Raw genomic sequence first — 24730 nt, 5'->3', positions numbered from 1 at the left:
GCACCCTGAGGCGCGTGGGACCGGTGAGGCTGGAGGTCGTTCGTGAAACCGTTGTGGCAGGTCGTGCAGGACCTGGAGTTCGCTGCCAAGAAGGGCTGGTTGACGCCGACCTTCCTGGACAACTACGCGGTGAAGAACGGCGAGCGCGTCAGCGCCCTCTACGCGCTGTGCGCGAAGAACTTCCTCGACGTCGAGCACGAGATCGGCCGCAACGACCACATCGCCACCGAGCGCTCGCGCGGCCTGGACCAGCGGGCGGTGGAACGGGCCATGGAGGAGGAGGCGCGCGTCCTGAACCAGGAGATGCGCCGGGCCCGCGAGGACGGCCGCCCCTACGCCCTGCGCAAGCCGACCAAGCACGCGCAGTTCATCAAGAAGACGGGCGCCTGAGTCAGCGCGCCCAGACCCCGCCGACGTCGACGCTCGACAACCAGCTCCCGTCGGGGTCACCGACCTCGTAGCGTCGCTCTTCACCGAGCCGCAGCCGGGTCACGGTGCACGCCTGCGTGTCGACGATCCAGTAGCTCGGGATGCGCCACTGACCGTAGAGCTCCCGCTTGAGCAGGCGGTCGGTGGACTTCGTCGAGGGGGACTCGACCTCGACCGCCAGGAGGACGTCCGACGGGTCGACGTAGGGGCTGTCCTCGGACAGCACCGCGGTCTCGACGACGAGCACGTCGGGGATGAGCAGCCGGTCCTGAGCACCACGGCGGACGACGTTGGCCCCCGGGAGGACGGTCCACCCCGCGGGAGCGACAGCTCGAAGGGCGTTGTGCAGCTCACCCACGACGTACTGGTGGCCGGGTCCGGCCAGCGGAGTCACGAGCAGACCTCCGTCCACGAGCTCGATGCGGGGACCACCCTCGTCCTGCGGCAGGTCCTCCAGGTGCAAGGGCAGCGACGTGCCGATCGACACCGTCACGAGACCGCCTCCTCCCCCGTCGTCCTGGGCCGATCTTAGCCAGCCGGCCGCCCCGATCCACCCTCGTCCGGCCTCAGCTCGTGGTAGCGCCCGCCGATGGACGCCTCGAGCACCACCCACGACAGGCAACGGGGAAGGACACGCATGGGACTCGCCGAGGTCTCCGGCATCCTCTGGAAGGAGCGGGAGCTGCTCGAGCTGCTCCTGTTCAAGCTGGAGGAGGAGCAGCTCGTGCTGGCCAGCGGCCGCACGCGCTGGCTGGCGCACGCGACCCGCGAGGTCGAGTTCGTCATGGAGCAGATCCGGACGACCGAGCTCCTGCGCGCGACCGAGGTCGACGCCGTGGCCACCGAGCTCGGCCTCGGGCCCGGCCCGAGCCTGAACGCGATCGCCGAGGCGGCGCCGGACCCGTGGGGGGAGATCTTCCGCGGCCACCGCGACTCCTTCCTCACCCTCACCGCCGAGATCCAGGACCTGGCCGACGCCAACCGCGACCTCCTGCACGCCGGCTCCCGCGCCCTGCGCGAGACCCTCCTCGGGCTGGACAAGCCCCTCGACACCTACACCGCCCAGGGCAAGAACACGGCCGCGTCGACCGGTGGCTCGCGCGCCCACTTCGTCGACGAAGCACTCTGACCGGCCCGCTGAAAGGACCCCGAGACGATGAGCACCTTCTCCGGCATCAACACCGCCTCCCGCGCCCTGTCCGCCGCCCAGCGCGGCATGGAGGTCACGGGCCAGAACATCGCCAACGTCGGCACCGAGGGCTACTCGCGCCAGCGCGTCGAGCAGTCGGCGAGCGTCCTGAACCAGACGGGGCAGTTCAGCCAGAAGTTCGTCCCCGGTGACGGTGTGGTGGTCACGGGACTGTCGCGCGTCTCCGACGCGCTGGCGACCGCCACCGCCCGCCAGGACTCCGCGGCCGCCCGGGAGCAGGCCGCCGCCAGCACCGTCTGGTCGGGCATCGAGTCGGCGATCGGGGACACCGGCGCCACGGGCCTGAGCAAGAGCCTGGCGGACCTGTCCTCGTCCTGGAGCGACCTGGCCGCCAAGAGCGGCAACGACGGTCTGGCGGGTGCGCAGGCCCTGGTGATCACGCGCAGCCAGGGTGTGGCGGCCGAGCTCGCCGGGATGGACGGCCAGCTCGAGGCCCAGTACGCCCAGCTCGGCCTGCAGGCGCAGACGCTGGCGAGCCAGGCGAACACCATCGCGGCGAACGTCGCCACGCTGAACACCTCGATCCGCGAGACCCTTGTCAACGGTGCCTCGGCCAACGAGCTCCTCGACCAGCGCGACCAGTACCTCAACCAGCTCGCCGACCTCACCGGCGCACGGGTGGTCGACCGCCAGGACGGGACGGTCGACGTCCTCGTCGGCAACGCGTCCCTGGTCAGCGGTGACCTCTCCCACGGGCTGCGGGTCAGCACGGTCGCGAGCACCACGGACCGCACCCCGGTCGGTGCCGGGGCCGAGAGGATCGGCAACCAGCTCGTCGTCACCATCGGCGGCCAGGACGCCGGACCGGTCACCGGCTCGCTGAAGGCCACGCTGGACGGCGCGAACAAGACCCTCGTCGACCAGCAGAAGGGCCTGGACGACTTCGCCACCAAGCTCGCCTCGACGGTCAACACCGCCTACGACGGCACCTTCTTCAGCAGCGTCGCCGCGGGCTGGACCAGCGGTGACCCCGTGAAGGCCTCGCAGCTGCAGGTGTCCGTGACGACGGCGACGTTCCGGGACAGCACGGGCACGGGGACGGGCACGGGCTCGGCCGACCGCGTCTACGCGACGGCCGTCAAGAACGCGTTCGGCGACGTCAAGAGCGCCTGGCGCACCAACGTGACGAACCTCGCCGCCTCGACGCAGTCCGCGTCCAACCGCGCCGACCTCGCCGCCCAGGTGTCGCTGAAGTCCGGTGCGGTGCGCGACGGCGTCTCGGGTGTCAACCTCGACGAGGAGATGACGAACCTGGTGGCCTACCAGCACGCGTACTCCGCCGCCGCTCGCGTCCTGACGAGCATCGACGAGGCGCTCGACACCCTCATCAACCGCACCGGCCTCGTCGGCCGCTGACGCTCGACCTGACCCGAGGAGAGACCCATGCTCGGCCGCATCACCCAGCGCAGCATCGCCGCGAACGCCCTGACCAACCTGCAGAACACGCAGGCCCGGGCGGCGAAGTTCCAGGAGCAGATCACGAGCGGCACCTCCCTGTCGAAGGGTTCGGACGACTCCGTCCGCGCAGCCGCCGCTCTGCGCCTGAACGACCAGATCGCCGTCAACACCGAGAACGCCCGGAGCCTGAACGAGGCCCGTGGCTGGATGACGACGCAGGAACCGGCGCTGGACAGCACCACGTCGGCGCTGCAGAAGGTGCGCGACCTCACGGTCCAGGCCGGCAACAGCGCGCTGGACGCGAACGGCCGGGCGGCGATCGCGCGGCAGATCCGGGAGATCAAGAACACGGTCCTGGGTGACGCGAACACCCAGTACCAGGGCCGGGCCGTCTTCGCCGGCACCTCGGCGACGACCACGGCGTTCGGCACGACGACGCCCTACGCCTCGGCCGACGACGGCGGTTCGGTCACGCGCACCGTCTCCCCCGGCGTGACGATGACCGTGAACGTCTCCGGCAACGACGTCTACGGTGCCCAGGCACCCGGGACCACGACGGTCTTCCAAGAGCTGGACACCCTCGCCGACGACATCGCGGCCGGCAACGTCAGCAGCAGCACCGTGTCGCTGAGCACGATCGACAGCCGCATCAACCTGGCCACGAACGCTCGTGCCGTCATCGGCGCGAAGACCAACCAGCTCGACCACGCCGACGACGTCAACACGACGCAGCTGCAGTACCTGCAGTCGCAGCTGGACGACGTCCAGGGCGTGGACCCGATGAAGGCGTACCTGGAGTTCAACCAGCAGAACATCGCCTACCAGGCCGCCCTGCAGGCGACCGCGAAGACCGTCCAGGTCTCCCTGCTCGACTTCCTCCGCTGACCCCGTCCACCTCCGGAGTTCCTAGAGTGACCCTCATGACCGACGCGCCCGTGTCCGCCCCCGTCATCGAGTTCGTCTCGCCCATCATGGGCCTTCCGCACCACACGGCGTTCCACCTCCTGCCGTTGGACGAGGAGGGGAACCTGTGGTCGTTGCGCGAGGCGGGCGGGGCTCGGACGCGGCTCGTGGTGGTGACGCCCGGGCGGTTCTTCCCGGGCTACGCGCCGGAGATCGACGACGAGACGGCAGCCGCGCTGGACCTGCGCGAGGCGAGCGAGGCGGCCGTCCTGAACGTCGTGAACATCGGGGACGACCCCGCGACGGCGACCGTCAACCTGCTGGCGCCGATCGTCGTCAACCACCGGAACCTGCGGGCCGCGCAGGCCGTCCTCGTGGGTACCGACCATCCTCTGCGGGCACCGCTCCTGGCCCGCTGATCCAGCACTGCACCGGACGCCCCGCCGAGCTCTCGGCGGGGCGTCCGCGCGTTCCCGGGGGAGACACGAGTGGCGCGACGGATCGCTGATTCTTCGCTACTGTCGGTAGTGGCCGAGCAGCCGGCGACACACCCCGGGAGGAGTCCCCCGGGGTCTTGCAGACGAAGGGATCGTCGTTGTGAGCATCGCTTCCGAAACCACCTCCAAGATCGAGTTCATCTCACCCCTCGTGGGCTTCGAGGACCACCGCAGCTTCGAGCTCGAGCCCCTCGACGAGGACGGCCTGTTCTTCACGATGCGGTCGATGTCGGACCCCGGCCTCCAGCTGGTGGTGGCGGACCCGATGCCGTTCTACCCCGACTACGAACCCGTGATCGACGGGGACACCGCCCGCTCCCTCGAGATCGCGGACGAGAAGGACGGGGCCGTCCTGGCCGTGGTCAACATGCTGGGCGGTGCCGAGAAGGCGACGATGAACCTGCTCGCCCCCATCGTCCTGAACCCCAGGGCCCACCGTGCGACCCAGGCCGTCCTCTACGGCAAGGACCAGCCGTTGGACGCCCCGCTCGTCCGCGAGGTCTGACGCCGCGCAGCCGGGCCGGCCGAGGGGCCGGTCCGGCGCGCACCGGTTAGCGTCGGGGCATGGACCTCGAACGCCCCATCGCCCCGGACCCCTACTCGCTCCTGCCCGCGGTGCCGGGCTTCTCCCTGCACTCGGCCGACGTCACGTCGGGTCACCAGATGGACGAGAAGCACGCGAGCGGCAACGTGTCCCCGCAGCTGAGCTGGGACGGGTTCCCCGAGGGCACGAGGAGCTTCCTCGTGAACTGCTTCGACCCCGATGCCCCGACCCCGGCCGGGTTCTGGCACTGGACGATCGTCGACGTCCCGGTAGGCGTGACGAGCCTGGAGCAGGGCGCCGCCGTCCCCGAGGGCGCGACGGTCCTGCGCAACGACATGGGCACGGCGGACTTCACCGGTGCCGCCCCGCCGCCCGGGGACCGCGAGCACCGCTACGTCTTCGCCGTGCACGCCCTCGACGTGGAGTCCCTGGGCCTACCCGACGGCGCTTCGCCCACCGTCGCGGCGTTCTCCACCCTCGGCCACGTGCTGGCGCGCGCGACGCTGAGCCCCGTCTACGCGCGGTGAGCGGACCGCAGCACGCGGCGGGCTCCCTCACCCTGCACCCCGCCGCCGAGCACCCCGAGCTCCTTCCCGAGGCGGTCCGGTCGGCGCTGCCCGAGGGTGCCTGGGTGGCGGACATCGACCCCGACCTCGCCGACACGGCCGCGCTCGTCGAGGCGGCCGGCGTCCCGCTGGACGGGTCGGCGAACTGCGTCGTCGTGGCGGGCAAGCGGGAGGGCCAGGAGCGGGTCGCCGCGTGCGTCGTCCTCGCCAGCACCCGCGCGGACGTCAACGGGGCCGTCAAGCGGCTCCTGGAGGTCCGCAAGGCGTCGTTCCTGGCGATGGACCGCGCCGTCGAGGAGTCCGGCATGGAGCACGGCGGGATCACCCCCGTCGGTCTCCCGGCGGGTTGGCGTCTCCTCGTCGACCGTCGGGTGGCGCAGACGGACTGGCTGCTCATCGGGTCCGGGGTGCGCCGTTCCAAGCTCGTCGTGCGGGGCAGCGACCTCGCCGGGCGCCCCGGCGCGGAGGTGGTGGACATCTGCCTGGACACCGCCCCGGCGTCCTGACCGTGCGCCTGACGGTGCGGGGCCCGCGGTCGGCGGCGGACGTGTGGGCGGACTACGCCCGGATCGCCCGCTGGCCGGCCTGGGCCCCGCACGTGACGTCCGTCGAGACGGGTGCGGAACGCATCGCCGTCGGCGTCACCGGCCGCGTCCGCGGCGGTCCGGTACGCCTGCCGTTCCGCATCACCGCCGTCGACGAGGACGCCATGACGTGGACGTGGCGGGTGCTGGGGATCGACCTCGCCCACGCGGTCCGCGCCGTCCCCGGCGGGTGCGTCACGACGTTCGACGGACCGGCCCCGTACCTCCCCGTGGCGTGGCTCGCCCTGCGCCAGCTGGTGTCCGTCCCCGTCTCACGTCGCCGACAGCAGCCGGGACACCGCGGCGACGGGTGAACGCTCCCCCGCCAGCACGGCGACGACGTCGCGGACGAACGGCAGGTCCGGGTCGCGGCGCAGGAGGGCCGGCGCGGTCGCGACGCCCTCGGCGGTACCGCCGGCCCGCCCGACCGCGTCCGCCAGCGCCAGCCCCTCCCCCAGCGCCACCCCGACCCGGTGGTTGCGCGACAACCGCGACGTGCTCGTGGCGACGAGGTCGCCCGCACCGGCCAGGCCGAGGAACGTCCCCGGCCGCGCCCCCAGCCGCCCACCCAGGGCGGCCATCTCGCTCAGACCCAGGGTGAGCACGGCGGCCCGCGCGTTGGCCCCCAGCCCGGCGCCCTCCACCATCCCGACGGCCAGGGCCACCACGTTCTTGAACGCCCCGGCCACGTCGACGCCGACGACGTCGGTGACGGCGTGGGCGTGGAACTGCGCCGTCGCGAACGCCGACGCCACCTCCCGGGCCACGTGGTCGTCCGGGCCCGCCACGACCGTGGCCGCGGGCTGGCCCCGGGCGATCTCCGCGGCGAGGTTCGGCCCGGACAGGGCCAGCACCTCCGCGTCCGGCAGGACGTCCTGGACGACCTCGGTCCCGAACCGCCCGGTCGCCGTCTCCACCCCCTTGGCGAGGTTCACGACCGGGACCCCGGGCACTACCGGACGCCACCCGGTGAGCCGGGACCGCAACTGCTGCAACGGGACCGCGAGCACCACGAGCGACGCCCCGGCCAGGACGACCTCGACGTCGGGGTTCGCCGCGATGCGCGGCGGCAACCCCACCCCGGGCAGGTACCGGGAGTTCTCCCGGGTCAGCGTGATCTCCTCGGCCAGCTCCGGACGGCGGCACCACAACCCGACGTCGGCGTTCTGCGCGAGGACGGCGGCCACCGTCGTCCCCCACGCCCCGGCGCCCAGGACCGCGACGCGGCGGCCCGTGTCAGGCACGCCGCGTCTCCCACAGGGCGACCGCGCTGGCGGCCGCGACGTTGAGGCTGTCGACCCGCGGGTCCATCGGGATCCGCACCACGACGTCGGCGGCGGTGATCGCGCGGCGGCTCAACCCGTCGCCCTCGGCGCCGAGCAGGAACGCGAGGCGTTCGGGGGCCGCGAACTCCCCCAGGGCCACGGAGTCGTCCGACAGCGCGAGCGCGGCGACGGTGAACCCCGCGTCCCGCAGCAGGTCCAGGTCACCCGGCCACGACGTGGCCCGCGCCCACGGCAGGTGCAGCACCGTCCCCATCGACACCCGCACGCTGCGCCGGTACAGCGGGTCCGCGCACCGCGGGCTGACGACGAACCCGTCGACGCCGAACGCCGCGACCGACCGCACGATGGCGCCGACGTTGGTGGCGTCGGCGATGTCCTCCAGCACCACGAGCCGCGCCGGTCCCGGCGCCAGCGCGGTGAGCAGGTCGGGGACCGACCGCGGTGCGGGCCGGGCGAAGGACCCCAGCGCACCGCGGTGCAGGTCGACCCCGGTGAGGGCCTCCACCAGTTCCGGTGGCGCGACGAACGCGGGGACGTCGCCGGGCAGGTCACCGGCGAGTTCGGCGTACCGGTGCGGGGACAGGAGGAAGGACCGCGGGACGTACCCGTTCTCCAGCGCCCGGCGGATCACCTCGACGCTCTCGGCGAGGAACAACCCCTCGGCCGGTTCCCGGCGGGTGCGCAGCTGCACGTCGCGCAGCGCGGTGAAGTCGCGCAGGAAACCCGTGTACCGGGGGTCGGTGAGGTCGTCGAGGTCGATCCGCGGCACCGGGGCACGCTACCCGAGCCGGTCCTGCGCCCAGGGGTCTAGGCAGGCGACGTCCAGGGGTGCGAAGTGCTTCACGTTCCGGGTCACCACCGTCATGCCGCGGGCCTGGGCGACAGCGGCGATCAGCGCATCGTCCAGGGGCGCGTGCTCGGGGACGCGGTACCCGGCCAGGAGCCGGGCGGCAGACAGGTCGAACGGCAGGACGCGGTCGACGAAAGCGGGCAGGACGTTCCGCTCGAACCAGCGGCGCAGGACCTCACCCTGTGCCGGGTCGGACCGTTCCTTCCCCACGACCCCCCGCTCGATCTCAGCGATGGTGGTGGCGGCGACGTACTGGTCGCCCACGGTGACCGACCGGGACCAGTCCTCGACGGCTGGGTTGCGTCCACGGACCCGCAAAGCCGACACCACGTTGGTGTCCAGCAGGTACTTCACAGCTCGGGGGTCCGTGGCAGGAGCCGTAGCCGCTCGGGCTCGAACTCCACGTCGACCCCCTCGTCGACGCCGAGCAAGTCCACGAGGGTAGCCGGTTCGTGGGCGATGCTGCGGGCCAGGATCTCACGCACCTCGGCTTCGAGGGACCGACCGTGTCGCTGGGCCTGCGCCTTGAGCGCGCCCTTCGTCCCGGTCGGGAGGTTGCGCACCACGATCTGCTCCACGTCGACCACACCCTCCGACTAATGATATCGCTTTGATGATATCAGTCGGGACGCCTGTCGGCACCCGCCCGTCGCGGCACCGCCCGCTCAGCGCACGACGACCGAGCGCGGCGGCTCGGGCAGGGTGCGGGACTCCAGCGCGGGCAGGTCGACGACGTCCCGCACGTCGGCGCTGGGCCGGCCCAGCAGGAACCCCTGCGCCGAGTCGCAGCCGAGCCGCTTGAGCGCCTCCAGCTGGTCGGAGGACTCGACCCCCTCGGCCACGACCCCGACGCCCATGTTCTTGGCCATGCCGATGATCCCGGCCACGACCGCCTCGTCCTGGCGGTGCCGGCCGAGCCCGGCGACGAAGTGCCGGTCCACCTTGACGTGGTCGATCGGCATGGTCTGCAGGTGCGCCAGGGAGGAGACCCCGGCGCCGAAGTCGTCGACGGCCACGCGCACCCCCATCATCCGCAGGGCGTGCAGGGTGGAGAAACCGGCGTTCGCGTCCGCGACGAGGAGTTCCTCGCTGACCTCCACGAGCAGTGCGCTGCCGGCCGGGCCCGTCGGCTGGGAGGAGGCGACGGCGTCCAGGAGTTCGGCGTTGGCCAGTTGCCGGCGCGAGACGTTGACCGCGATCGTCAGGTGGCAGTCCTCGATGGTGGCGTACCAGTGCTCCAGCGTCCGCCACGCCTCGTCGATGACCCACTTGCCGATCTCCACGATCAACCCGCTGCGCTCGGCCAGCGGCACGAAGTCGGCCGGCTGCAGGAGCCCGCGACGCGGGTGCTCCCAGCGCAGCAACGCCTCCACCCCGGTCACGTGCCCGTCGCGCAGGTCGATGATCGGCTGGTAGTGCAGCCGCAGCTGCCCCTGGGCGACGGCCACGGCCAGGTCGTCCTCGGTCTGCAGCGAGTCGACGGCCTGCGCCTGCATCCGCTCGTCGAACAGTTCCGAGCGGGCCTTGCCGCCCTCCTTCGCCCGGTACAGGGCGGCGTCGGCGCGGCGCAGCAGCTTGGAGGCGTCGGCCTCGTCGCGGGCCAGCGCGATGCCGACGCTCGGGGTGATGACCAGGCGCCGGCCGCCGCCGAACTCGATGGGCCGGTCGGCGATGGAGTTCACGACGCGCTCGGCGATGCGGGAGGCGTTCAGCTCGTCGGCGAGGTCCTCGCACAGGACGGCGAACTCGTCCCCGCCGAACCGGGCGACGGTGTCCTCCGGCCGGACCGCGGCGCGCAGCCGGTGCGCCACCTCCACCAGGACGACGTCGCCGACGGCGTGCCCGTGGGTGTCGTTGACGCCCTTGAACCCGTCGAGGTCGAGGTAGAGGACGGCGCAGGCGCTGGAGCTGCGGCGCGCGAGCGCGTGCTGGAGGCGGTCGGTGAACAGCTGCCGGTTGCCGAGGTCGGTCAGCGGGTCGTGCAGCGCCTGGCGCAGCGCCGCGTCGAGGGCCTCCTGGCGGTGCCGGCCCTCCGCGTCCAGGCGCACGGCCGACTGCAGGGCCAGCACGAGCAGCAGCAGGGCGGCGACGAGACCGCCCGCGAGCGCGGACAGCAGGACCCGCAGCGACGGCTCCCCGGTGGCCACGACCTCGACGAGGGCCACGACCCCGACGACGACGAGGGGCGAGACGATCGCCCAGGGCACGACCCGGGTGCGGACGTCGTCGCCCGCCGAGTGCCGCGCCGACCACGGCCAGCGGCTCATCCCCGGACCCCTCCTCGCCGGACCTCGTGCCCCGCTCCGGGCGCTGGTGTCACCCGAGCAGCTCGTTGACTGCTCATCGTCATCGACCGCACACGTTCTGTCTACTTCACCCGGTCGGCCGCGTCACGACGACCCACCCCGATCGGCCCCCACGTCACCCGATCGGCGCAGACCGACCCGCACGTCGAGCCTCACGTCAGCGGCGCGCACCGCTGCTCGGGGCGCAGCCGCAGCGCGAGCCGACCCTGCCTGCCGAACGCGGCGAGGTGCCGCTGAGCCGGGTGGTGGCGACGGGGGTCGTCCCGCTCGGCTGATCTCCAGCCGCGTCGCCCAGGGCCGCGAACTCGGCCCCGGGACGGTGGGAACACCCCCTCGTCCCGGGGTCAGCCGGTCCAGCACACGCTCCCCGCGGGCCCCCGTGCAGCTCGGGACGTTCCCCGGCCGGGCAGCCGAGGTCGTCCGCCAGGAGCACCTGCCCCGGTTCCCGCCGCAGCCCCGCGAGCAGCACGGGGTTGCGGACCCCGCCCCCGGACGCGACGACGACGTCGACGCCGGTGAGGGCGTCGGCCACGGTCCGGACCGTGAGCTCGGTGAGGGTGGCCAGGAGGTCGGGCCGGGGGACCGTCCGCCCGCGCGGGAACGGGGTGACGTACCCGGGGTGGAACAGTTCCTCGCCCGTCGTCTCCGGCGGCGAGCGCGAGGAGAACTCCTCGGCCAGCAGCGCGGTGAGCAGTCCACCCTCGACGGCACCGGCAGCAGCGAGCCTCCCGTCCCGGTCGATGCCGCCGAGGTTCAGCGCCGCCGACGTGAGCCCCCGGGCGAGGAACGGGGCGAGCAGCAGCCGGTCCAGCAGCGGCACGAGCGGCGCCCCCTGGCCGCCGGCGACGACGTCGGCGGTCCGCAGGTCGCTCACCACGGGAACGCCCGTCGCCTCGGCGGTCCACGCGGGTTGCCCGAGCTGGAGGGTCCCCCGCACGGCACCGTCGTCGACCCGGTGGAACACCGTCTGGCCGTGGGAGCAGACGAGGTCGAACCGCTCCCCCACCGCGGCCGCCGCGGCCGCGAACTCCTGCCCGATCCGGACGTCGAGCGCGCAGACCTGCGCGAACCCGGGCCGTCCCGGGGGCAGGGCCGCGACGAGGTCGGCCCGCAGCGCGGGCGAGTACGGCACCGAGCGGTGCTCCCCCAGCCGGGCCCGGACCACGTCGCCGTCCTCGCCGGGGGTCTCGGTGAACTCGACGACGGCGACGTCGACGCCGTCGTGCGACGTCCCCGACACCATCCCCAGCACCTTCACCGGGGAACCCTCACCGCAGGACCCTCACCGCAGGACCCTCACCGCAGCCGCCGCCGGTCGTCGGGGTCCCGCACGGTGGCGCCCGCGGCGTCGAGCGCCTCCAGCAGCGGCACCGCGACGCGCCGGGACGTGCCGAGCGCCTTGCGCGCCTCGCTGAGGGAGAAGGGTTGCGGCACGGCCCGCAGCGCCGCGACGGCGCGTTCCCGGTACCCCGGGGCCAGCACCAGCCCGTCGGCGACGCGTTCCAGCCGGCCCGCCCGCACCGCCGCCGCGAGCTCGGACCGGCCCAGGTGCAGGTCCCGCAACCGCTCGACGTCCGGGGCGGCGAAGGGGCTGGCGGCCAGGTCGGCGAGCACCGCGGCCACGGCGCGCTCGACGGCCGGCGGCAGGTCGTCGATGCGCTCCACGACGCGCCCGTCCCGCACCTGCAGCGGGTCGGTCACGAGCGCGGTGACGACGTCGAGGTCCGGCAGCCGCAGCGTGCGCCGCACGTGCTCCAGCGTCGGACCGGGGTGCAGGGGGTTCGCGGCGCGGTGGGCCCGCACCACCTCGGGCACCCGGGCGCGCTGCGCCGCCCACCACGCGGGGTCCGCGTACCAGTCCCCCACGACCGGTGTCCCCGAGACCGGGACGCCCATGGCCCGCAGCGCCGCCCCGGGCACGAGGTGACGCCGCCGCAGCTCGGAGGCGAGGTCGGGACCGGTGACGTCGGCGAGGTCGGCGGCGCGGGCCGCGGCGGCCCCCCGGCGGCGCAGCGCGGGCGGGGTGACGTCGAGCACGGCGGCCGAGCCGAGGACCTCGTGCCGGGCGGGGTCGCGCAGCAGCAGCCGGTCCCCCACCACCAGGGGCAGCTCCGTGCGCAGCTGCAGACGGGCCAGCGCACCCCCCAGCGGCCGCACGCGAGCGGGCACCGCGGCCGAGCCGAGGTGCACGACGAGCTCGGCCGGCAGCTCGCCGGCGCCCGCTCCGACGTCGCCGCGGACGTCCACCACGTCGGTGCGCACGTGCGTGCCGGGGGTCAGCAGGGCGTCTCCGCGGCGCACGTCCCGCCGGTCCACCCCACGCAGGTTCACGGCCACCCGGGCGACGCCCGCGACCCGCTCGACGGGACGTTCCAGCGACTGCACCCCCCGCACGTGCACGGTGCGCCCACCCACCACCAGCTCGTCGCCCACCGCGAGCGTCCCGGCCGCCAGGGTCCCCGTGACGACGGTCCCGGCGCCCGTCACCGAGAAGCTGCGGTCGACCCAGAAGCGCACGGGCGCCGTCGGGTCCGGGGCGGGCACGGTGGACAGCACCGACGCCAGCGCGGTCCGCACGGCGTCCAGCCCCTCACCCGTGAGGACGCTGCACGCCACCGCGGGGACGTCGCCGAGGCTGGTGCGGCGCAGTTCCGCCAGCGCCGCCCGCCGGGTCGGCGCCGGGTCGGCGAGGTCGGCGCGCGTCACGACGAGCAGCCCGTGCCGGACGTCGAGGGCGTCCAGGGCCGCGAGGTGCTCGGCGGACTGCGGCATCCAGCCGCCGTCGGCGGCGACGACGAACACCACCACGGGGACCGGTCCGACCCCGGCCAGCATCGTCGGGACGAACCGCTCGTGCCCGGGCACGTCGACGAACGCGACGGTCCCCGCACCCGGCACGTCGGTCCACGCGTAGCCCAGGTCGATCGTCAGCCCCCGGCGCTTCTCCTCCTCGTACCGGTCGGGGTCGCGGCCGGTGAGGGCACGCACGAGCGAGGACTTGCCGTGGTCGACGTGCCCCGCCGTCGCCACGACGCTCGTGCGGACGTCGACCCGGCTCACCGGCCCGCTCCGCGCACCGCCGCGACGAGGAGGCCGTCGGCGTCGGCGGGCACGGTCCGCAGGTCCAGCAGCAAGCGGCCGCCCTCGACGCGCCCGGCGACCGAGGGGTCCCCGGTCCGCAGCGGGACGGCGAGGTCGGGAGGCAGCGAGACCACCCAGGAGTCCAGTTCCACCCCGGGCGCACCGCCACCGCCGACGACCGCTGCGGACGGTTCCACACCGACGTCGATCCCGCTGCCCCGCAACGCCTCCGCCACCGCGGTGCACCGCTCGCGCAACACCGCCGGGTCGGCGTGGACGGCGTCGCGGGTGGGGTTGGGCGCCGCGCGCAGGGTCGCCTCGAGGGCGGCGAGGGTGAGCTTGTCCACCCGCAGCGCGCGGGCCAGCGGGTGGCGCCGCAACCGCTCCACGAGCCCGGCCTGCCCCAGCAGCAGCCCCGCCTGGGGTCCGCCGAGCAGCTTGTCGCCCGACGCGGTCACGAGGTCGGCGCCGGCCGCCAGGACCGTCGCGGCGTCCGGTTCGGCCGGCAGCGCCGGGTCCGGGGCGAGCAGCCCCGAGCCGATGTCGACCACGACGGGCACGCCCAGCCCCGCCAACTCCCCGGCCAGCTCCCCGGCCTGCACCCCGGCGGTGAAACCGGTGACGACGAAGTTCGAGGGGTGGACCTTGAGGACGAACCCGGTCCGCTCCGACAGGGCCGCGCGGTAGTCCGCGAGCGAGGTGCGGTTGGTGGTGCCGACCTCCCGCAGCCGCGCGCCGGTGGACTCCAGCAGGTCCGGCAACCGGAACCCGTCGCCGATCTCGACGAGCTCACCGCGGCTGACGACGATCTCCTTCCCGGCCGCCAGGGCGGTGGCGACGAGGACGAGGGCCGCGGCGCCGTTGTTGACGACGTGCACGTCACCCGCGGCCGGGACGGCCGCCCGCAGCGCCGCCACCGTCCCTCGCCCGCGGCGGGCCCGGCGACCGGTCACCAGGTCCATCTCGACGTCCGTGGCCCCCGCGGCGGTGACGACGGCCTCCACGGCGGCGACCGACAGCTGCGCCCGGCCGAGGTTGGTGTGCAGGACCGCGCCGGTGGCGTTGAGGACCCGCCGCAGCGTGGTGCCCGCGGGCGGCAGGGCGGTCAGCACCGCCTCGACGAGGTCCCCGGCGGCCAGTTCCCCGGCGCGCACCCGGGCCTGAGCCCGGCGGACGGCGTCCTTGACGACGTCGCGCCCGCGCTCGGCGACGGCGGCCGCCACCCGCGGGTCGGTCAGCACCGCGTCCGTGCGCGGCACGCTGCGTCGGGGGTCCTGCGGCTCCGCGGGGTGCACACGCGCAACCTACGCGACGGGTGCGCGAGGGGCGTGCGTGGCGGAGGCGGATGGGAATCGAACCCACCTGACCGAGGTGCTCGGTCACGTCGGTGTTGAAGACCGCGGGGGCCACCAGGCACCCGTACGCCTCCACGCACGCGGGACCACCCTACGGTGGGGCCCATGAGCTCGCCGCAGAGACTGACGCAGTACGCCCACGGCGGAGGGTGCGCGTGCAAGATCCCGCCCGGGGAGCTCGAGGAGATGGTGGCCGGTCTGGCCCCGCCCCCCTCCGCGGACCTCCTGATCGGCGTGGGCGACGACGCGGCCGTGGTGCGCATCGAGGGTGGACGTGCCGTCATCGTCACCGCGGACTTCTTCACCCCCGTCGTCGACGACGCGTACACCTTCGGCCGGATCGCGGCGACGAACGCGCTGTCGGACGTCTACGCCATGGGCGGGACGCCGCTGGTGGCGGTGAACCTGCTGGGCTGGCCCCGCGACGTCCTGCCCGCCGAGCTGGCCCGGGAGGTGCTGCGCGGGGGCGCCGACGCGGCCGCGGCGGCGGGCTGCCACCTGGGCGGCGGGCACAGCATCGACGACCCCGAACCCAAGTACGGGATGGCGGTCACCGGGATCGGCGACCCGGACCGGTTGCTGCGCGGGGACGCGGCGCGGGCGGGGTCGCCGCTGACGTTGACCAAACCCCTGGGTCTCGGTGTCCTCAACAACCGGCACAAGGCGACCGGCGAGGTGTTCCAGGAGGCGATCGCCGTCATGACGACGCTCAACCGGGACGCCGCCGCCGCGGCGCTGGCCGCCGGGGTCCGCTGCGCGACGGACGTCACGGGGTTCGGCCTGCTGGGCCACCTGCACGAGGTGGCCCGCGCCAGCGGCGTCACGGCCGTCGTCGACGCGGCTGCGGTGCCCTACGTCGAGGGGGCGCGCCGGTCGCTGGCCGACGGGTTCGTGCCCGGCGGCAGCCGCCGGAACCTCGACTGGGTGCGACCCCACCTGGACGCCGGGTCCGCCGGTGAGGACGAACTCGTCCTGCTCGCCGACGCGCAGACCTCCGGCGGGCTGCTCGTCGCCGGTGAGGTCCCGGGCTACCCCGTCGTCGGGGAACTCGTCCCCCGGCGCGGGGACACGACGCTGGTGGTCCGCTGAGGTCTCAGTCGGCCGACCGGCCGCGCAGGTGGAGGAACCAGTAGAGGACCCCGACGAAGAACCCGCCGCCCACGACGTTGCCCAGACCGGCGAACACCCAGTTGTTCACGACGTGGCCCCAGCCGATGCCGGGCACCCCGGCCCAGTGGGCGGCGGGCAGGAAGAACATGTTGGCGACGACGTGGTCGAAACCCAGTGCGACGAACGCGGTGATGGGGAAGAAGATGGCCAGGATCTTCCCCGCGACGTCCTCGGCGGCCATCGCCATCCAGACGCCCAGGCAGACGAGCCAGTTGCACCCGATGGCCCGCAGGAAGATCGTCAGGTCCGTCTCGGTGACGGCCTTGCCGGTGGCGATGGCGGCGATGCGCGCGTACGAGGCCGTTCCCTCCGCGCCGATGACGCCCGTCTGCACGGCGAGGACGTAGGCGACGAACAGGGCCCCCAGCAGGTTCGCGACGAGGACGACGCCCCAGTTCAGCGCGAGCCGCCCGATCGTGACCTTGCGGCCCAGGACGGCCATGGGGACCAGCGCCATGTTCCCCGTGAGCAGTTCCGAACCCGCGATGATGACGAGCACCAGGCCCAGGCTGAACACCGCCCCGGTCAGCAGGGTGACGACCCCGCCCCACAGCTGCGGGTTCAACCCGGCCGTCACGTCGACGGCCAGCAGGCCCGCGAACGCGATGTAGGCGCCGGCCAGGAAACCCCCGACGACCATCTTGGCGATCGGCAGGTGCGCCTTCTTCTCACCGCTCGCGAGCGCGGCGACGGCGATCTGCTCCGGTGTCTTGAACGCCATGCGGTTGACTCCTCGTGGTTCAGGAGGCGCGCTGGCGTGCCTCCAGACGTTCCCGTTGCGGGACGACGACGTACTTCGGGTCCTTCGTCGAGACGACTCCCGCCTCGAACACGGCCATGCGGGTGAGGAACGAACCGGTGAGCAGGCTCGCCCCCGACAGGGCCGAGACCACCCGGGCCGCGCGCCGGGGCAGGAACCGGGCGGCGATGCCGCCGGCGGCTCCGGCTACGGTGAGCGTGCGGGCGGCTGTGAGGAACCGGCCCGGCCGACCGAGGTGGAAGGGTTCGCTGACGAGCCCGTGCGCGGTCTCCATCCGGTGCGCGGCAGCGAGTTCCACGGTGGCACCGATCGCCGCGAGCCGCGCGGCGGAACCGGTCTGCGACACCGGCGCGAGCAGCAGGGCCGCCCCGGAGCCGGCGGCCAGAGCGCTGCCGCCGAAGACGAACGGCAGTTCCCGGTAGGGCTCGTGCCAGCTCGGGACGGCCGTGTCGGCGAACAGGACGGCCGTGTAGGTGGCCAGCAGCGGACCGGTGACGGCCGCTCCCACCCCCGCGAGGGACCCCGCCGGACCGGCGACGCGGCGGAGCAGGCCCAGGGCGCCGCGCTCGGGCAGCAGCGCACCGAGTTCGGCGACCGCGGCCGCCCCGGACAACGGGCCGAACACGGACAGGATGTACGTGCCGACCGACATCGGTGACGTCACCTTGGCGACGCGGAGCATGTTGTAGAAGCGCTCGGGCCGGCCGAGGTCGGCGATGAGGAAGTACGCGCTCGCCCCGACCGCCGTCAGGGAGGTGGTGCGCAGGGCCCGGCGCGCGAAGACGTCCCCGTGCGCGTCGGCGACGGCCGCGAGCAGGGAGCTACCGGCCGCCAACCCTCCCGAGAACAGGTAGTAGGCGATCTCGTGCGTCCACACCGGCGGTTTGAGGACGGCGCGGCCGTAGTACGAGCGGAACTCCGCGTCCGGGACGACGGCGTTCACGTCACCGCGCCGGCGCCTCCTGCCGTCCTTGTTCCCCCCCGTGCGCGAACCCATGCCCGCGTCCCACATGCGGGCGGCCTGCCCCCCGATCGGGTCGGTGCCGGGAACGTGCTCGAACCCCGGTTGCCCGGGCTGGTGCGGGGTCTGCTGGGACGGTTCCGGACTCACGAGCGCCGTCCCAGCGCCGCGGCGACGGTGCCGAGCAGCATGAACCCGGCGGCCGCCGCCATGTGCTTGTACATCGAGGGCAGGTCGCGCGTGGTGACGACCGGGTCCGGGGGCAGGCCGTAGACCTCCGGCTCGTCCAGGAGCAGGAAGAACGCCCCGTCCCCGCCGACGCCGTCCTCGGGGTCCTCCCCGTAGAGGCGGGCCTCGGTGACGCCGACGTCGTGCAGCTGCTGCCGGCGGCGTTCGGCGCGTTCGCGCAGCTCGTCGAGGTCCCCGAACTGGATGGACTCCGTGGGGCACGCCTTGGCGCAGGCGGGGGTCTCGTCCTGCCCGAGCCGGTCGTAGCACAGCGTGCACTTCCAGGCCCGGCCGTCGTCCTCGCGCTTGTCGATGACCCCGTAGGGGCAGGCCGAGACGCAGTACCCGCAGCCGTTGCAGACGTCCTGCTGCACGACGACGGTGCCGAACTCGGTGCGGAACAGCGCACCGGTGGGGCAGACGTCGAGGCAGGCGGCGTGCGTGCAGTGCTTGCAGACGTTGGACATCATCAGCCAGCGCACGTCCTGCCGGCCCTCGCGGTCCGGCAGCGGGGCCGGGGCCAGCATCCCGGGCATGCCGAGGAACTGCCCCCCGGTCTGCCCCTCGGTCTGCTCCCCGGACCGTGCCGAGGGAGCAGCGGGCGATCCACCCCCGCAGCCCCCGCCGCACCCGCCGCCGGTGTTCTCGTGGGCCCGCTCGGCCACCGGGTGCCCCCCGGGGACCCCGGTGCCGAGGCGGGCGGCCTCGGCGAAGGCGTCGAAACCGGCCGCCGGGGCGTCCTGCTGCAGGTGCTGCGAGGTGCCGCCGGTGGCCGCACCCGCGAACGGGGCGGTCTTGTTCCCCACGGGCCGGGACTGCTCGACGAACGCGACCGCCCGCCAGGAGTCGGCCCCCAGACCGCCGGTGTTGTCGTACGACATCCCCAGCAGGTCGATGCCGTCCTCGGGCACCGCGTTCCACTCCTTGCAGGCCACCTCGCACGCCTTGCAGCCGATGCACACGGAGGTGTCGGTGAAGAACCCCTTGCGCGGCGGGGGGTCGGCGTAGCCGGCGTCGCGGGCGGGGTCGTCCAGCCGTCCGTACAGGCTGGCGGTCAGGTCGGGCAGCGCCGCCATCACTCGTCTCCGGTGTCGTGGGGGGCGGGGGGCCGCCGCAGGTCGGGGTGGGGGTCCAGGACGTCCGGGTCCACGCCGTGCTGCTGGGCGTCACCGGGCCGGGACCGGGTGTCGTGCCGCACCCCGAGGACCTTCGGGATCTGCTCGGGGTCGTGCCCGGCGCCGACGTCGGTCGCCCCGTCCTGGGCGAGTTCGGCCCGGTCGCGACCGCCGGCGTGCAGGAGGTCGCTGGTGACGGCCACCGATCCCGACGCCATCGTGACCCCGCCGCGGACCCGGTACTCGTCGATGAGGTCGAGCACCTCGCGACCGCGCGGGCGGCGACCGGGCAGCACGTCGCACGTGCCGGCCTTGAACTCCTGGATGTGCACGTTGGGGTCCAGGGTCAGGTGCGCCAGGTCGTTGACCACGTCACCCGTCGTCAGCCCACCGGAACCCCAGTGGTAGGGGAGCCACACCTGGTGCACCTCGGTGCCCTGCACCTTCAGCGGCGCCAGCCGGTCGGTGACCAGGACCCTGGCCTCGACCACCGCGCGAGCGGTGACGACGTGGGCCCAGCCGAGGTGCTCCAGACCGCGCACCCGCGCCAGTTCCGGCGAGACCTCCATGAACAGCGCGGGCTGCAGCTCCGCCAGGTAGGGCAGGAACCGGCTCATCCCACCGGCCGTGTGGTGCTCGGTCAGCCGCGAGGTGAACCACACGAACGGGAACACCTCGCTGCCGTTCTCCGGCGGCGAGGGGTGCACCTCGTTGAGGTGGTTGGTGTAGATCTCCCGCGCCGGGTTCGCCTGCTGGGTGTAGACGGCGTTGCGGAACGGGGACTCGGCCGGTTCGTAGTGCGACGGCATCGGACCGTCCACGACCCCCTTGGGCGCGTAGAGCCAGCCCTTGCCGTCGCTCTGCATGACGAACGGGTCGTCACCGGCGATGGCCTCCACCCCGGTCGCCCCCTCGGGCGGCCGGTACGACGGCGGTTTGGTGGCCTCGAAGTCGGCGATGTCGTCACCGACCCAGCGCTGGGCGTCCTCGTCCCACCACACCAGCGCCTTGCGCTCGCTCCACGGCTTGCCGTCCGGGTCGGCCGAGGCGCGGTTGTAGAGCACCCGCCGGTTCATCGGCCACGCCCAGCCCCACTCGGGGGCGTGCAGGGACTGCTCGCGGCCGGGTTTGCGCCGCGCGGCCTGGTTGACCCCGTCGGCGTACACGCCCGAGTAGATCCAGCACCCGCTGGAGGTGGACCCGTCGGGCTTCAGCCCGGTGTACCCGGACAGCAGCTCCCCGGACCCGTCGTACCCGTTGATCTCGCGCAGGACCGCGTCGGAGTCCGGTTCCTGCTCTTGCCCGTGGACCGGGTAGTCCCAGGCGAGCTGGAGCAGGAGCTGGTCGCGCGGGTCGGTGGACTCGGCCAGCTTCTCGCGCATGCGCCGGCCCAGGTGGTAGAAGAACCACAGCTCGCTCGTGGCGTCGCCCGGCGGGTTGACCGCCTTCTCGCGCCACTGCAGCAACCGCTGGGTCTGGGTGAACGTGCCCTCCTTCTCCACGTGGGAGGCGGCGGGCAGGAAGAACACCTCGGTGCGGCACTCCTCCGGCACGATCTCGCCGGTCTCGACCTCGGGGGCGTCCTTCCAGAACGTGGCGCTCTCGATCATCACGAGGTCGCGCACGACCATCCAGTCCAGGTTCGCCATGCCGAGGCGCTGGGCGCGCCCGTTCGCGGACCCGACGGCGGGGTTCTGCCCGAGCAGGAAGTACCCGAAGATCTTCCCGCCCTCGATCATGTCCATGACCTGGCTGTAGGTGCCGTGGTCGCCGTTGATGCGGGGCAGCTCGTCGAACAGGTAGTCGTTCTCGGCCGTCGCGTTCTCGCCGAAGTAGGCCTTGAGCAGGCTGACGGTGTAGGCGTCGGCGTTGGCCCAGAACCCCTTCTGGTTCTGGCCCTTGATGGCGTCGACGTAACCCCGCAAGTCGGCGTGCCGCTCGGCGTGCGGCATCTGCAGGTACCCGGGCAACAGGTTGTACAGCGTGGGGATGTCCGTGGACCCCTGGATCGAGGCGTGCCCGCGCAGGGCCATGACCCCGCCTCCGGGACGGCCCATGTTGCCCAGGAGCAGCTGCAGGATCGCCCCGGTGCGGATGTACTGCACCCCGGTGCCGCGCTGGGTCCAGCCCACGCTGTAGACCAGCGCACCGGTCTTGTCCCGGCCGGAGTTGGAGATCCACGCCTCGGCGAGCTCGTCGAACAGGTCCTCCGGGATGCCGCAGACGTCGGCGACCATCTCGGGGGTGTACCGGGCGAAGTGCCGCTTGAGGACCTGGTACACGCACCGCGGGTCCTGCAGCGTCTCGTCGCGCTGGATCCTGCGGTGCTCCACCGGGGCACCACCGGACCCCATCGACTGCCCGGTCTCGACGTCGGAGGACTCGGCGGACTCCTCCTCCTCGTCACCGCCGCTCTCGCCGCCCGCGTACTGCCAGGACTTCGTGTCGTACGAGCGCGTCTCGTGGTCGAAGCCGGAGAACAGGCCGTCGAGCTCCTCGGTGTCCTGGAAGTCCTCGCTGACCAGGTGCGAGGCGTTGGTGTAGGCCACCACGTACTCGCGGAAGTCCCGCTCCTGGGTCAGGACGCGGTTGATGATCGCCCCGAGCAGGACGATGTCCGTCCCGGTGCGGATCGGGACGTAGGTGTCCGCGAGCGCACTGGTGCGCGTGAAGCGGGGGTCGACGTGGAAGACCTTGGCGCCGCGCGCCTTGGCCTCCATCACCCACTGGAACCCGACGGGATGGCACTCGGCCATGTTCGAGCCCTCGATGACGATGACGTCGGCGTTGCTCAGGTCCTGCAGGTCACCGGTGGCTCCACCACGACCGAACGAGGCACCCAGACCGGGCACCGTGGCGGAGTGTCAAATGCGGGCCTGGTTCTCGACCTGGATCGCGCCCATGGCCGTGAACAGCTTCTTGATGAGGTAGTTCTCCTCGTTGTCCAGCGTCGCGCCGCCGAGGCTGGCGATCCCCATCGTGCGGTTGAGGCGCCGGCCGTGCTCGTCCTCGTCCTGCCAGCCGCGCCGGCGGGCCTCGATGACCCGGTCGGTGATCATGTCCATCGCGGTGTCGAGGTCGAGGTCGGTCCACTCCGTCGCGTAGGGCGCGCGGTAGCGGATCGTCGTGGCGCGCGAGTCGCCGTTGACCAGCTGCTCGCTGGCCGAGCCCTTCGGGCACAGCCGCCCGCGCGAGTGCGGCGAGTCCGGGTCGCCCTCGATCTGGACGACCTTCTCGTCCTTGACGTAGACGCGCTGGCCGCAGCCGACCGCGCAGTAGGGGCAGACCGACCTGGCGACGCGGTCGGCCGTGGCGGTGCGCGGCGTCAGGGACTTCGAGCGCGCCGACTGGGTCGCGGCACCGCGGCCCAGCGGGTCGTCGCCCGTCAGCTGCCGGTAGACCGGCCACCCCTCCAGGAACGTCTTGATGCCCACGTCCCGGAACATACCCCCGGACCGGCTCCGCGTGCGCCCCCGACCCGCCCGTACCAGGATCGTTCCCGTGACTGTTCCCACGATCATGCTCAACGACGGCCGCGAGATCCCCCAGCTCGGCTTCGGGGTCTTCCAGATCCCGCCGGAGGAGACGGCCGCCGCCGTGCGGACCGCCCTGGAGGTCGGCTACCGGCACCTGGACACGGCCCAGATGTACGGCAACGAGGCCGAGACGCTGCAGGGCGTCCTGGACTCCGGTGTGCCCCGCGAGGACGTCTGGATCACCAGCAAGCTGAACAACGGCGCCCACGAGCCGGACGCCGCCCGCGCCGCGATCGACTCCTCCGTCGACAAGCTCGGCGGGCCCGTCGACCTGTACCTCATCCACTGGCCGCTGCCGACCCTGTACGGCGGCGACTTCGTCTCGACGTGGAAGGTGCTGGAGGAGGCGCACGCCGACGGCCGGCTGCGCTCCATCGGCGTCTCGAACTTCCAGGTCCACCACCTCAACCGGCTGCTGCAGGAGACGACCGTGGTGCCGGCGGTGAACCAGATCGAGGTGCACCCCTACTTCGGCAACGAGGCGGTGCGCACCTTCTGCGGCGAGCACCAGATCGGCGTCGAGGCCTGGTCGCCGATCGCCCAGGGCAAGGTGCTGGACGACCCCACCATCACGGACGTGGCGAAGCGGCTGGGGAAGTCCCCGGCCCAGGTCGTCCTGCGCTGGCACGTCGAGCGCGGCGACATCGTCTTCCCAAAGTCGGTGACGCGCTCGCGCGTGGAGGAGAACTTCGACCTCTTCGACGTGGAGCTCACCGAGGAGGACCTCGCCCTCATCACCGCCCTGGACCAGGGGGACTCCGGCCGCATCGGGGGCCACCCCGACACCTTGGACTTCGTCCCCTCCTGAGCCCCTCGTAGGGTCGGGGCCGTGACCTCCCCCGCCCTGCCCGGACGCCGCCGCACTCCCTCGAGCGCGGCGGCGTTCGCCGTCTGCGCCCTGCTGCTGACCGTCGGTCTGCTCCTGTGGTCGAAGTGGCTGCCCTACACCGCGAAGGTGGACCAGCTGTCGGGCACGCGCGCCTGGTCCGGGACGTCGGTGCTGTCGGGCGCCGGCATCGAGGCGGGGTCCGGGCCGAGTCTGGCGGCCGGCTGGGAGTTCACGAAGGTGTACGCCCTGGCGGTCTGGAAGGCCCTCGTGGCCGGGCTGCTCATCGCCGCCGCCGTGCAGACCCTCGTGCCGCGCCGGTGGCTGACCGCGGTGCTGCGTCGGCGCTCGGGCCCCTCCAGCGCGCTCGTCGGCGGTCTGCTGTCGACACCGTCGATGATGTGCACCTGCTGCACCGCGCCCGTGGCCACGGCGCTGCGGCGCAGCGGGGCCCCCACGGCCGGGGTCGTGGCGTACTGGCTGGGCAACCCGCTGCTCAACCCGGCCGTCCTCGTCTTCCTCGTGCTCGTGGCGCCCTGGCAGTGGGCCGCCACGCGCCTGGTCGTCGGGCTGCTGCTCGTCGTCGGCGGCAGCGCGCTGGTGGCCCGGCTCGCCGGGGAGCGGGTGCCCGCCGCCGCCGTCGAGGAGGTCGCCGGCCAGCACGAGGGGGGACCGCGCCGGTTCCTGCCCGTCCTGGCCCGGATGAGCGCCTACCTGGTGCCGGAGTACCTGGTCGTCGTGTTCACCGTCGGCACCTTCGCGGGGTGGCTGTTCCCCCTGGGGGAGTCGGCGCGGTCGTGGGGCGTGCTGGGCGTGCTCGTCGCCGTGGGCCTGGGGGCGCTGCTCGTCGTCCCGACCGCCGGGGAGGTCCCGCTGGCCCAGGGGCTGGCGGCGGCGGGGTTCGGACCCGCGGTCGTGGGCGCGCTGCTCATCGCCCTGCCGGCCGTCAGCCTGCCGTCGGCCGTCATGGTCGTGGGCGCCCTGGGCCGGCGCGTCGTGGGCTGGACGCTGCTCGTCGTGGGCGCGGGCAGCCTCCTGAGCGCGGCGGTGCTCCCCCTGCTGTGACCCCCGGGGCCGGCCGGCGGGCGCCGGCAGCGCACCCGTGCGCCCTCGACCCCGCCCGAC

Annotated in this window: 24 protein-coding genes, 1 tRNA gene and 1 pseudogene; 12 read left to right on the top strand and 14 right to left on the bottom strand. The window is 73.5% G+C overall.

Annotated elements, in window-relative coordinates; all coding sequences use genetic code 11:
* The first annotated feature begins 42 nt into the window (after positions 1 to 42).
* Positions 43 to 390 carry a hypothetical protein gene (locus AB2L28_RS15780; RefSeq protein WP_370719933.1) on the top strand — a complete coding sequence of 116 codons (348 nt, stop codon included), beginning with the start codon at positions 43 to 45 and terminating at the stop codon, positions 388 to 390.
* 1 nt (position 391) lies between these two features.
* On the opposite strand, the gene AB2L28_RS15775 is transcribed toward AB2L28_RS15780, so the two are convergent.
* Complete coding sequence (locus tag AB2L28_RS15775) at positions 392 to 922, bottom strand: Uma2 family endonuclease (RefSeq protein WP_370719932.1); 531 nt, start codon at positions 920 to 922, stop codon at positions 392 to 394.
* A 144-nt stretch (positions 923 to 1066) separates the two neighbouring features.
* On the opposite strand from AB2L28_RS15775, the gene flgN reads away from it, so the two are divergent.
* The 8 genes from flgN to AB2L28_RS15735 all read left to right on the top strand — a co-directional run bounded on the left by flgN (position 1067) and on the right by AB2L28_RS15735 (position 6445).
* Positions 1067 to 1558 carry a flagellar export chaperone FlgN gene (gene flgN / locus AB2L28_RS15770; RefSeq protein WP_370719931.1) on the top strand — a complete coding sequence of 164 codons (492 nt, stop codon included), beginning with the start codon at positions 1067 to 1069 and terminating at the stop codon, positions 1556 to 1558.
* A 27-nt stretch (positions 1559 to 1585) separates the two neighbouring features.
* Positions 1586 to 2995 carry a flagellar hook-associated protein FlgK gene (gene flgK, locus AB2L28_RS15765; protein ID WP_370719930.1) on the top strand — a complete coding sequence of 470 codons (1410 nt, stop codon included), beginning with the start codon at positions 1586 to 1588 and terminating at the stop codon, positions 2993 to 2995.
* 27 nt (positions 2996 to 3022) lie between these two features.
* Positions 3023 to 3922 carry a flagellar hook-associated protein FlgL gene (flgL, locus tag AB2L28_RS15760; protein WP_370719929.1) on the top strand — a complete coding sequence of 300 codons (900 nt, stop codon included), beginning with the start codon at positions 3023 to 3025 and terminating at the stop codon, positions 3920 to 3922.
* A gap of 35 nt (positions 3923 to 3957) precedes the next feature.
* Positions 3958 to 4359: a flagellar assembly protein FliW gene (gene fliW, locus AB2L28_RS15755; RefSeq protein ID WP_370719928.1), complete on the top strand. Its 402-nt coding sequence runs from the start codon at positions 3958 to 3960 to the stop codon at positions 4357 to 4359.
* Positions 4360 to 4537: 178 nt separating this feature from the next.
* Positions 4538 to 4942, top strand: a complete 405-nt coding sequence (locus AB2L28_RS15750; RefSeq protein WP_370719927.1) for a flagellar assembly protein FliW — start codon at positions 4538 to 4540, stop codon at positions 4940 to 4942.
* A 59-nt stretch (positions 4943 to 5001) separates the two neighbouring features.
* Positions 5002 to 5508: a YbhB/YbcL family Raf kinase inhibitor-like protein gene (locus tag AB2L28_RS15745; protein ID WP_370719926.1), complete on the top strand. Its 507-nt coding sequence runs from the start codon at positions 5002 to 5004 to the stop codon at positions 5506 to 5508.
* Entirely contained in the window at positions 5505 to 6053 is a 549-nt protein-coding gene (locus tag AB2L28_RS15740) for a YbaK/EbsC family protein (protein ID WP_370719925.1), read from the top strand. Before AB2L28_RS15745 ends, AB2L28_RS15740 begins: the two co-directional genes overlap by 4 nt.
* Positions 6054 to 6055: 2 nt before the next feature.
* Positions 6056 to 6445 (top strand): SRPBCC family protein, encoded by a 390-nt coding sequence (locus tag AB2L28_RS15735; RefSeq protein ID WP_370719924.1) that lies wholly within the window; start codon positions 6056 to 6058, stop codon positions 6443 to 6445.
* Here the strand turns inward: AB2L28_RS15735 and AB2L28_RS15730 are convergent.
* From AB2L28_RS15730 to AB2L28_RS15690, 9 genes are all read right to left on the bottom strand, one after another.
* Entirely contained in the window at positions 6404 to 7375 is a 972-nt protein-coding gene (locus AB2L28_RS15730; protein WP_370719923.1) for an NAD(P)H-dependent glycerol-3-phosphate dehydrogenase, read from the bottom strand. The genes AB2L28_RS15735 and AB2L28_RS15730 overlap by 42 nt on opposite strands.
* A complete protein-coding gene (locus AB2L28_RS15725; RefSeq protein WP_370719922.1) occupies positions 7368 to 8186 on the bottom strand; it encodes a TrmH family RNA methyltransferase in 819 nt (272 codons plus the stop codon). The genes AB2L28_RS15730 and AB2L28_RS15725 overlap by 8 nt, the downstream gene beginning before the upstream one ends.
* Positions 8187 to 8195: 9 nt before the next feature.
* A complete protein-coding gene (locus AB2L28_RS15720) occupies positions 8196 to 8621 on the bottom strand; it encodes a type II toxin-antitoxin system VapC family toxin (protein ID WP_370719921.1) in 426 nt (141 codons plus the stop codon).
* On the bottom strand, positions 8618 to 8845 hold the full coding sequence (locus AB2L28_RS15715) for a FitA-like ribbon-helix-helix domain-containing protein (protein WP_370719920.1): 228 nt from the start codon (positions 8843 to 8845) through the stop codon (positions 8618 to 8620). The genes AB2L28_RS15720 and AB2L28_RS15715 overlap by 4 nt, the downstream gene beginning before the upstream one ends.
* A gap of 87 nt (positions 8846 to 8932) precedes the next feature.
* Positions 8933 to 10534 carry a putative bifunctional diguanylate cyclase/phosphodiesterase gene (locus AB2L28_RS15710; RefSeq protein ID WP_370719919.1) on the bottom strand — a complete coding sequence of 534 codons (1602 nt, stop codon included), beginning with the start codon at positions 10532 to 10534 and terminating at the stop codon, positions 8933 to 8935.
* A 196-nt stretch (positions 10535 to 10730) separates the two neighbouring features.
* Entirely contained in the window at positions 10731 to 11831 is a 1101-nt protein-coding gene (locus AB2L28_RS15705) for an anhydro-N-acetylmuramic acid kinase (protein ID WP_370719918.1), read from the bottom strand.
* 38 nt (positions 11832 to 11869) lie between these two features.
* The gene (gene selB, locus AB2L28_RS15700) at positions 11870 to 13633 is read right to left on the bottom strand and encodes a selenocysteine-specific translation elongation factor (RefSeq protein ID WP_370719917.1); all 1764 of its coding nucleotides are present in this window, start codon (positions 13631 to 13633) and stop codon (positions 11870 to 11872) included.
* Positions 13630 to 14949 (bottom strand): L-seryl-tRNA(Sec) selenium transferase, encoded by a 1320-nt coding sequence (gene selA, locus AB2L28_RS15695; RefSeq protein WP_370719916.1) that lies wholly within the window; start codon positions 14947 to 14949, stop codon positions 13630 to 13632. The genes selB and selA overlap by 4 nt, the downstream gene beginning before the upstream one ends.
* 38 nt (positions 14950 to 14987) lie before the next feature.
* A tRNA-Sec gene (locus tag AB2L28_RS15690) sits at positions 14988 to 15083 on the bottom strand.
* Positions 15084 to 15105: 22 nt separating this feature from the next.
* On the opposite strand from AB2L28_RS15690, the gene selD reads away from it, so the two are divergent.
* The gene (gene selD / locus AB2L28_RS15685; RefSeq protein ID WP_370719915.1) at positions 15106 to 16098 is read left to right on the top strand and encodes a selenide, water dikinase SelD; all 993 of its coding nucleotides are present in this window, start codon (positions 15106 to 15108) and stop codon (positions 16096 to 16098) included.
* Positions 16099 to 16102: 4 nt separating this feature from the next.
* Here selD and AB2L28_RS15680 read toward each other — a convergent pair whose 3' ends face one another.
* From AB2L28_RS15680 to fdh, 4 genes and pseudogenes are all read right to left on the bottom strand, one after another.
* Positions 16103 to 16900: a formate/nitrite transporter family protein gene (locus AB2L28_RS15680; protein WP_370719914.1), complete on the bottom strand. Its 798-nt coding sequence runs from the start codon at positions 16898 to 16900 to the stop codon at positions 16103 to 16105.
* Positions 16901 to 16919: 19 nt separating this feature from the next.
* Positions 16920 to 18050 (bottom strand): NrfD/PsrC family molybdoenzyme membrane anchor subunit, encoded by a 1131-nt coding sequence (nrfD, locus tag AB2L28_RS15675; RefSeq protein ID WP_370719913.1) that lies wholly within the window; start codon positions 18048 to 18050, stop codon positions 16920 to 16922.
* Positions 18047 to 19204 carry a 4Fe-4S dicluster domain-containing protein gene (locus tag AB2L28_RS15670; protein WP_370719912.1) on the bottom strand — a complete coding sequence of 386 codons (1158 nt, stop codon included), beginning with the start codon at positions 19202 to 19204 and terminating at the stop codon, positions 18047 to 18049. Before AB2L28_RS15670 ends, nrfD begins: the two co-directional genes overlap by 4 nt.
* A 227-nt stretch (positions 19205 to 19431) precedes the next feature.
* Positions 19432 to 22689 (bottom strand): annotated as a pseudogene (gene fdh, locus AB2L28_RS15665) (formate dehydrogenase); the annotation flags it as partial.
* 73 nt (positions 22690 to 22762) lie between these two features.
* Here fdh and AB2L28_RS15660 point away from each other — a divergent pair.
* Positions 22763 to 23587, top strand: a complete 825-nt coding sequence (locus tag AB2L28_RS15660; RefSeq protein WP_370720011.1) for an aldo/keto reductase — start codon at positions 22763 to 22765, stop codon at positions 23585 to 23587.
* Between the two features lie 21 nt (positions 23588 to 23608).
* The gene (locus AB2L28_RS15655; protein WP_370719911.1) at positions 23609 to 24670 is read left to right on the top strand and encodes a permease; all 1062 of its coding nucleotides are present in this window, start codon (positions 23609 to 23611) and stop codon (positions 24668 to 24670) included.
* Positions 24671 to 24730: the final 60 nt, after the last annotated feature.

It is taken from the genome of Kineococcus mangrovi, assembly GCF_041320705.1.
GTDB lineage: Bacteria > Actinomycetota > Actinomycetes > Actinomycetales > Kineococcaceae > Kineococcus > Kineococcus mangrovi.
The sequence above is the reverse complement of the archived record's forward strand: the minus strand, read 5'-3'. Positions and strand labels throughout refer to the sequence as shown.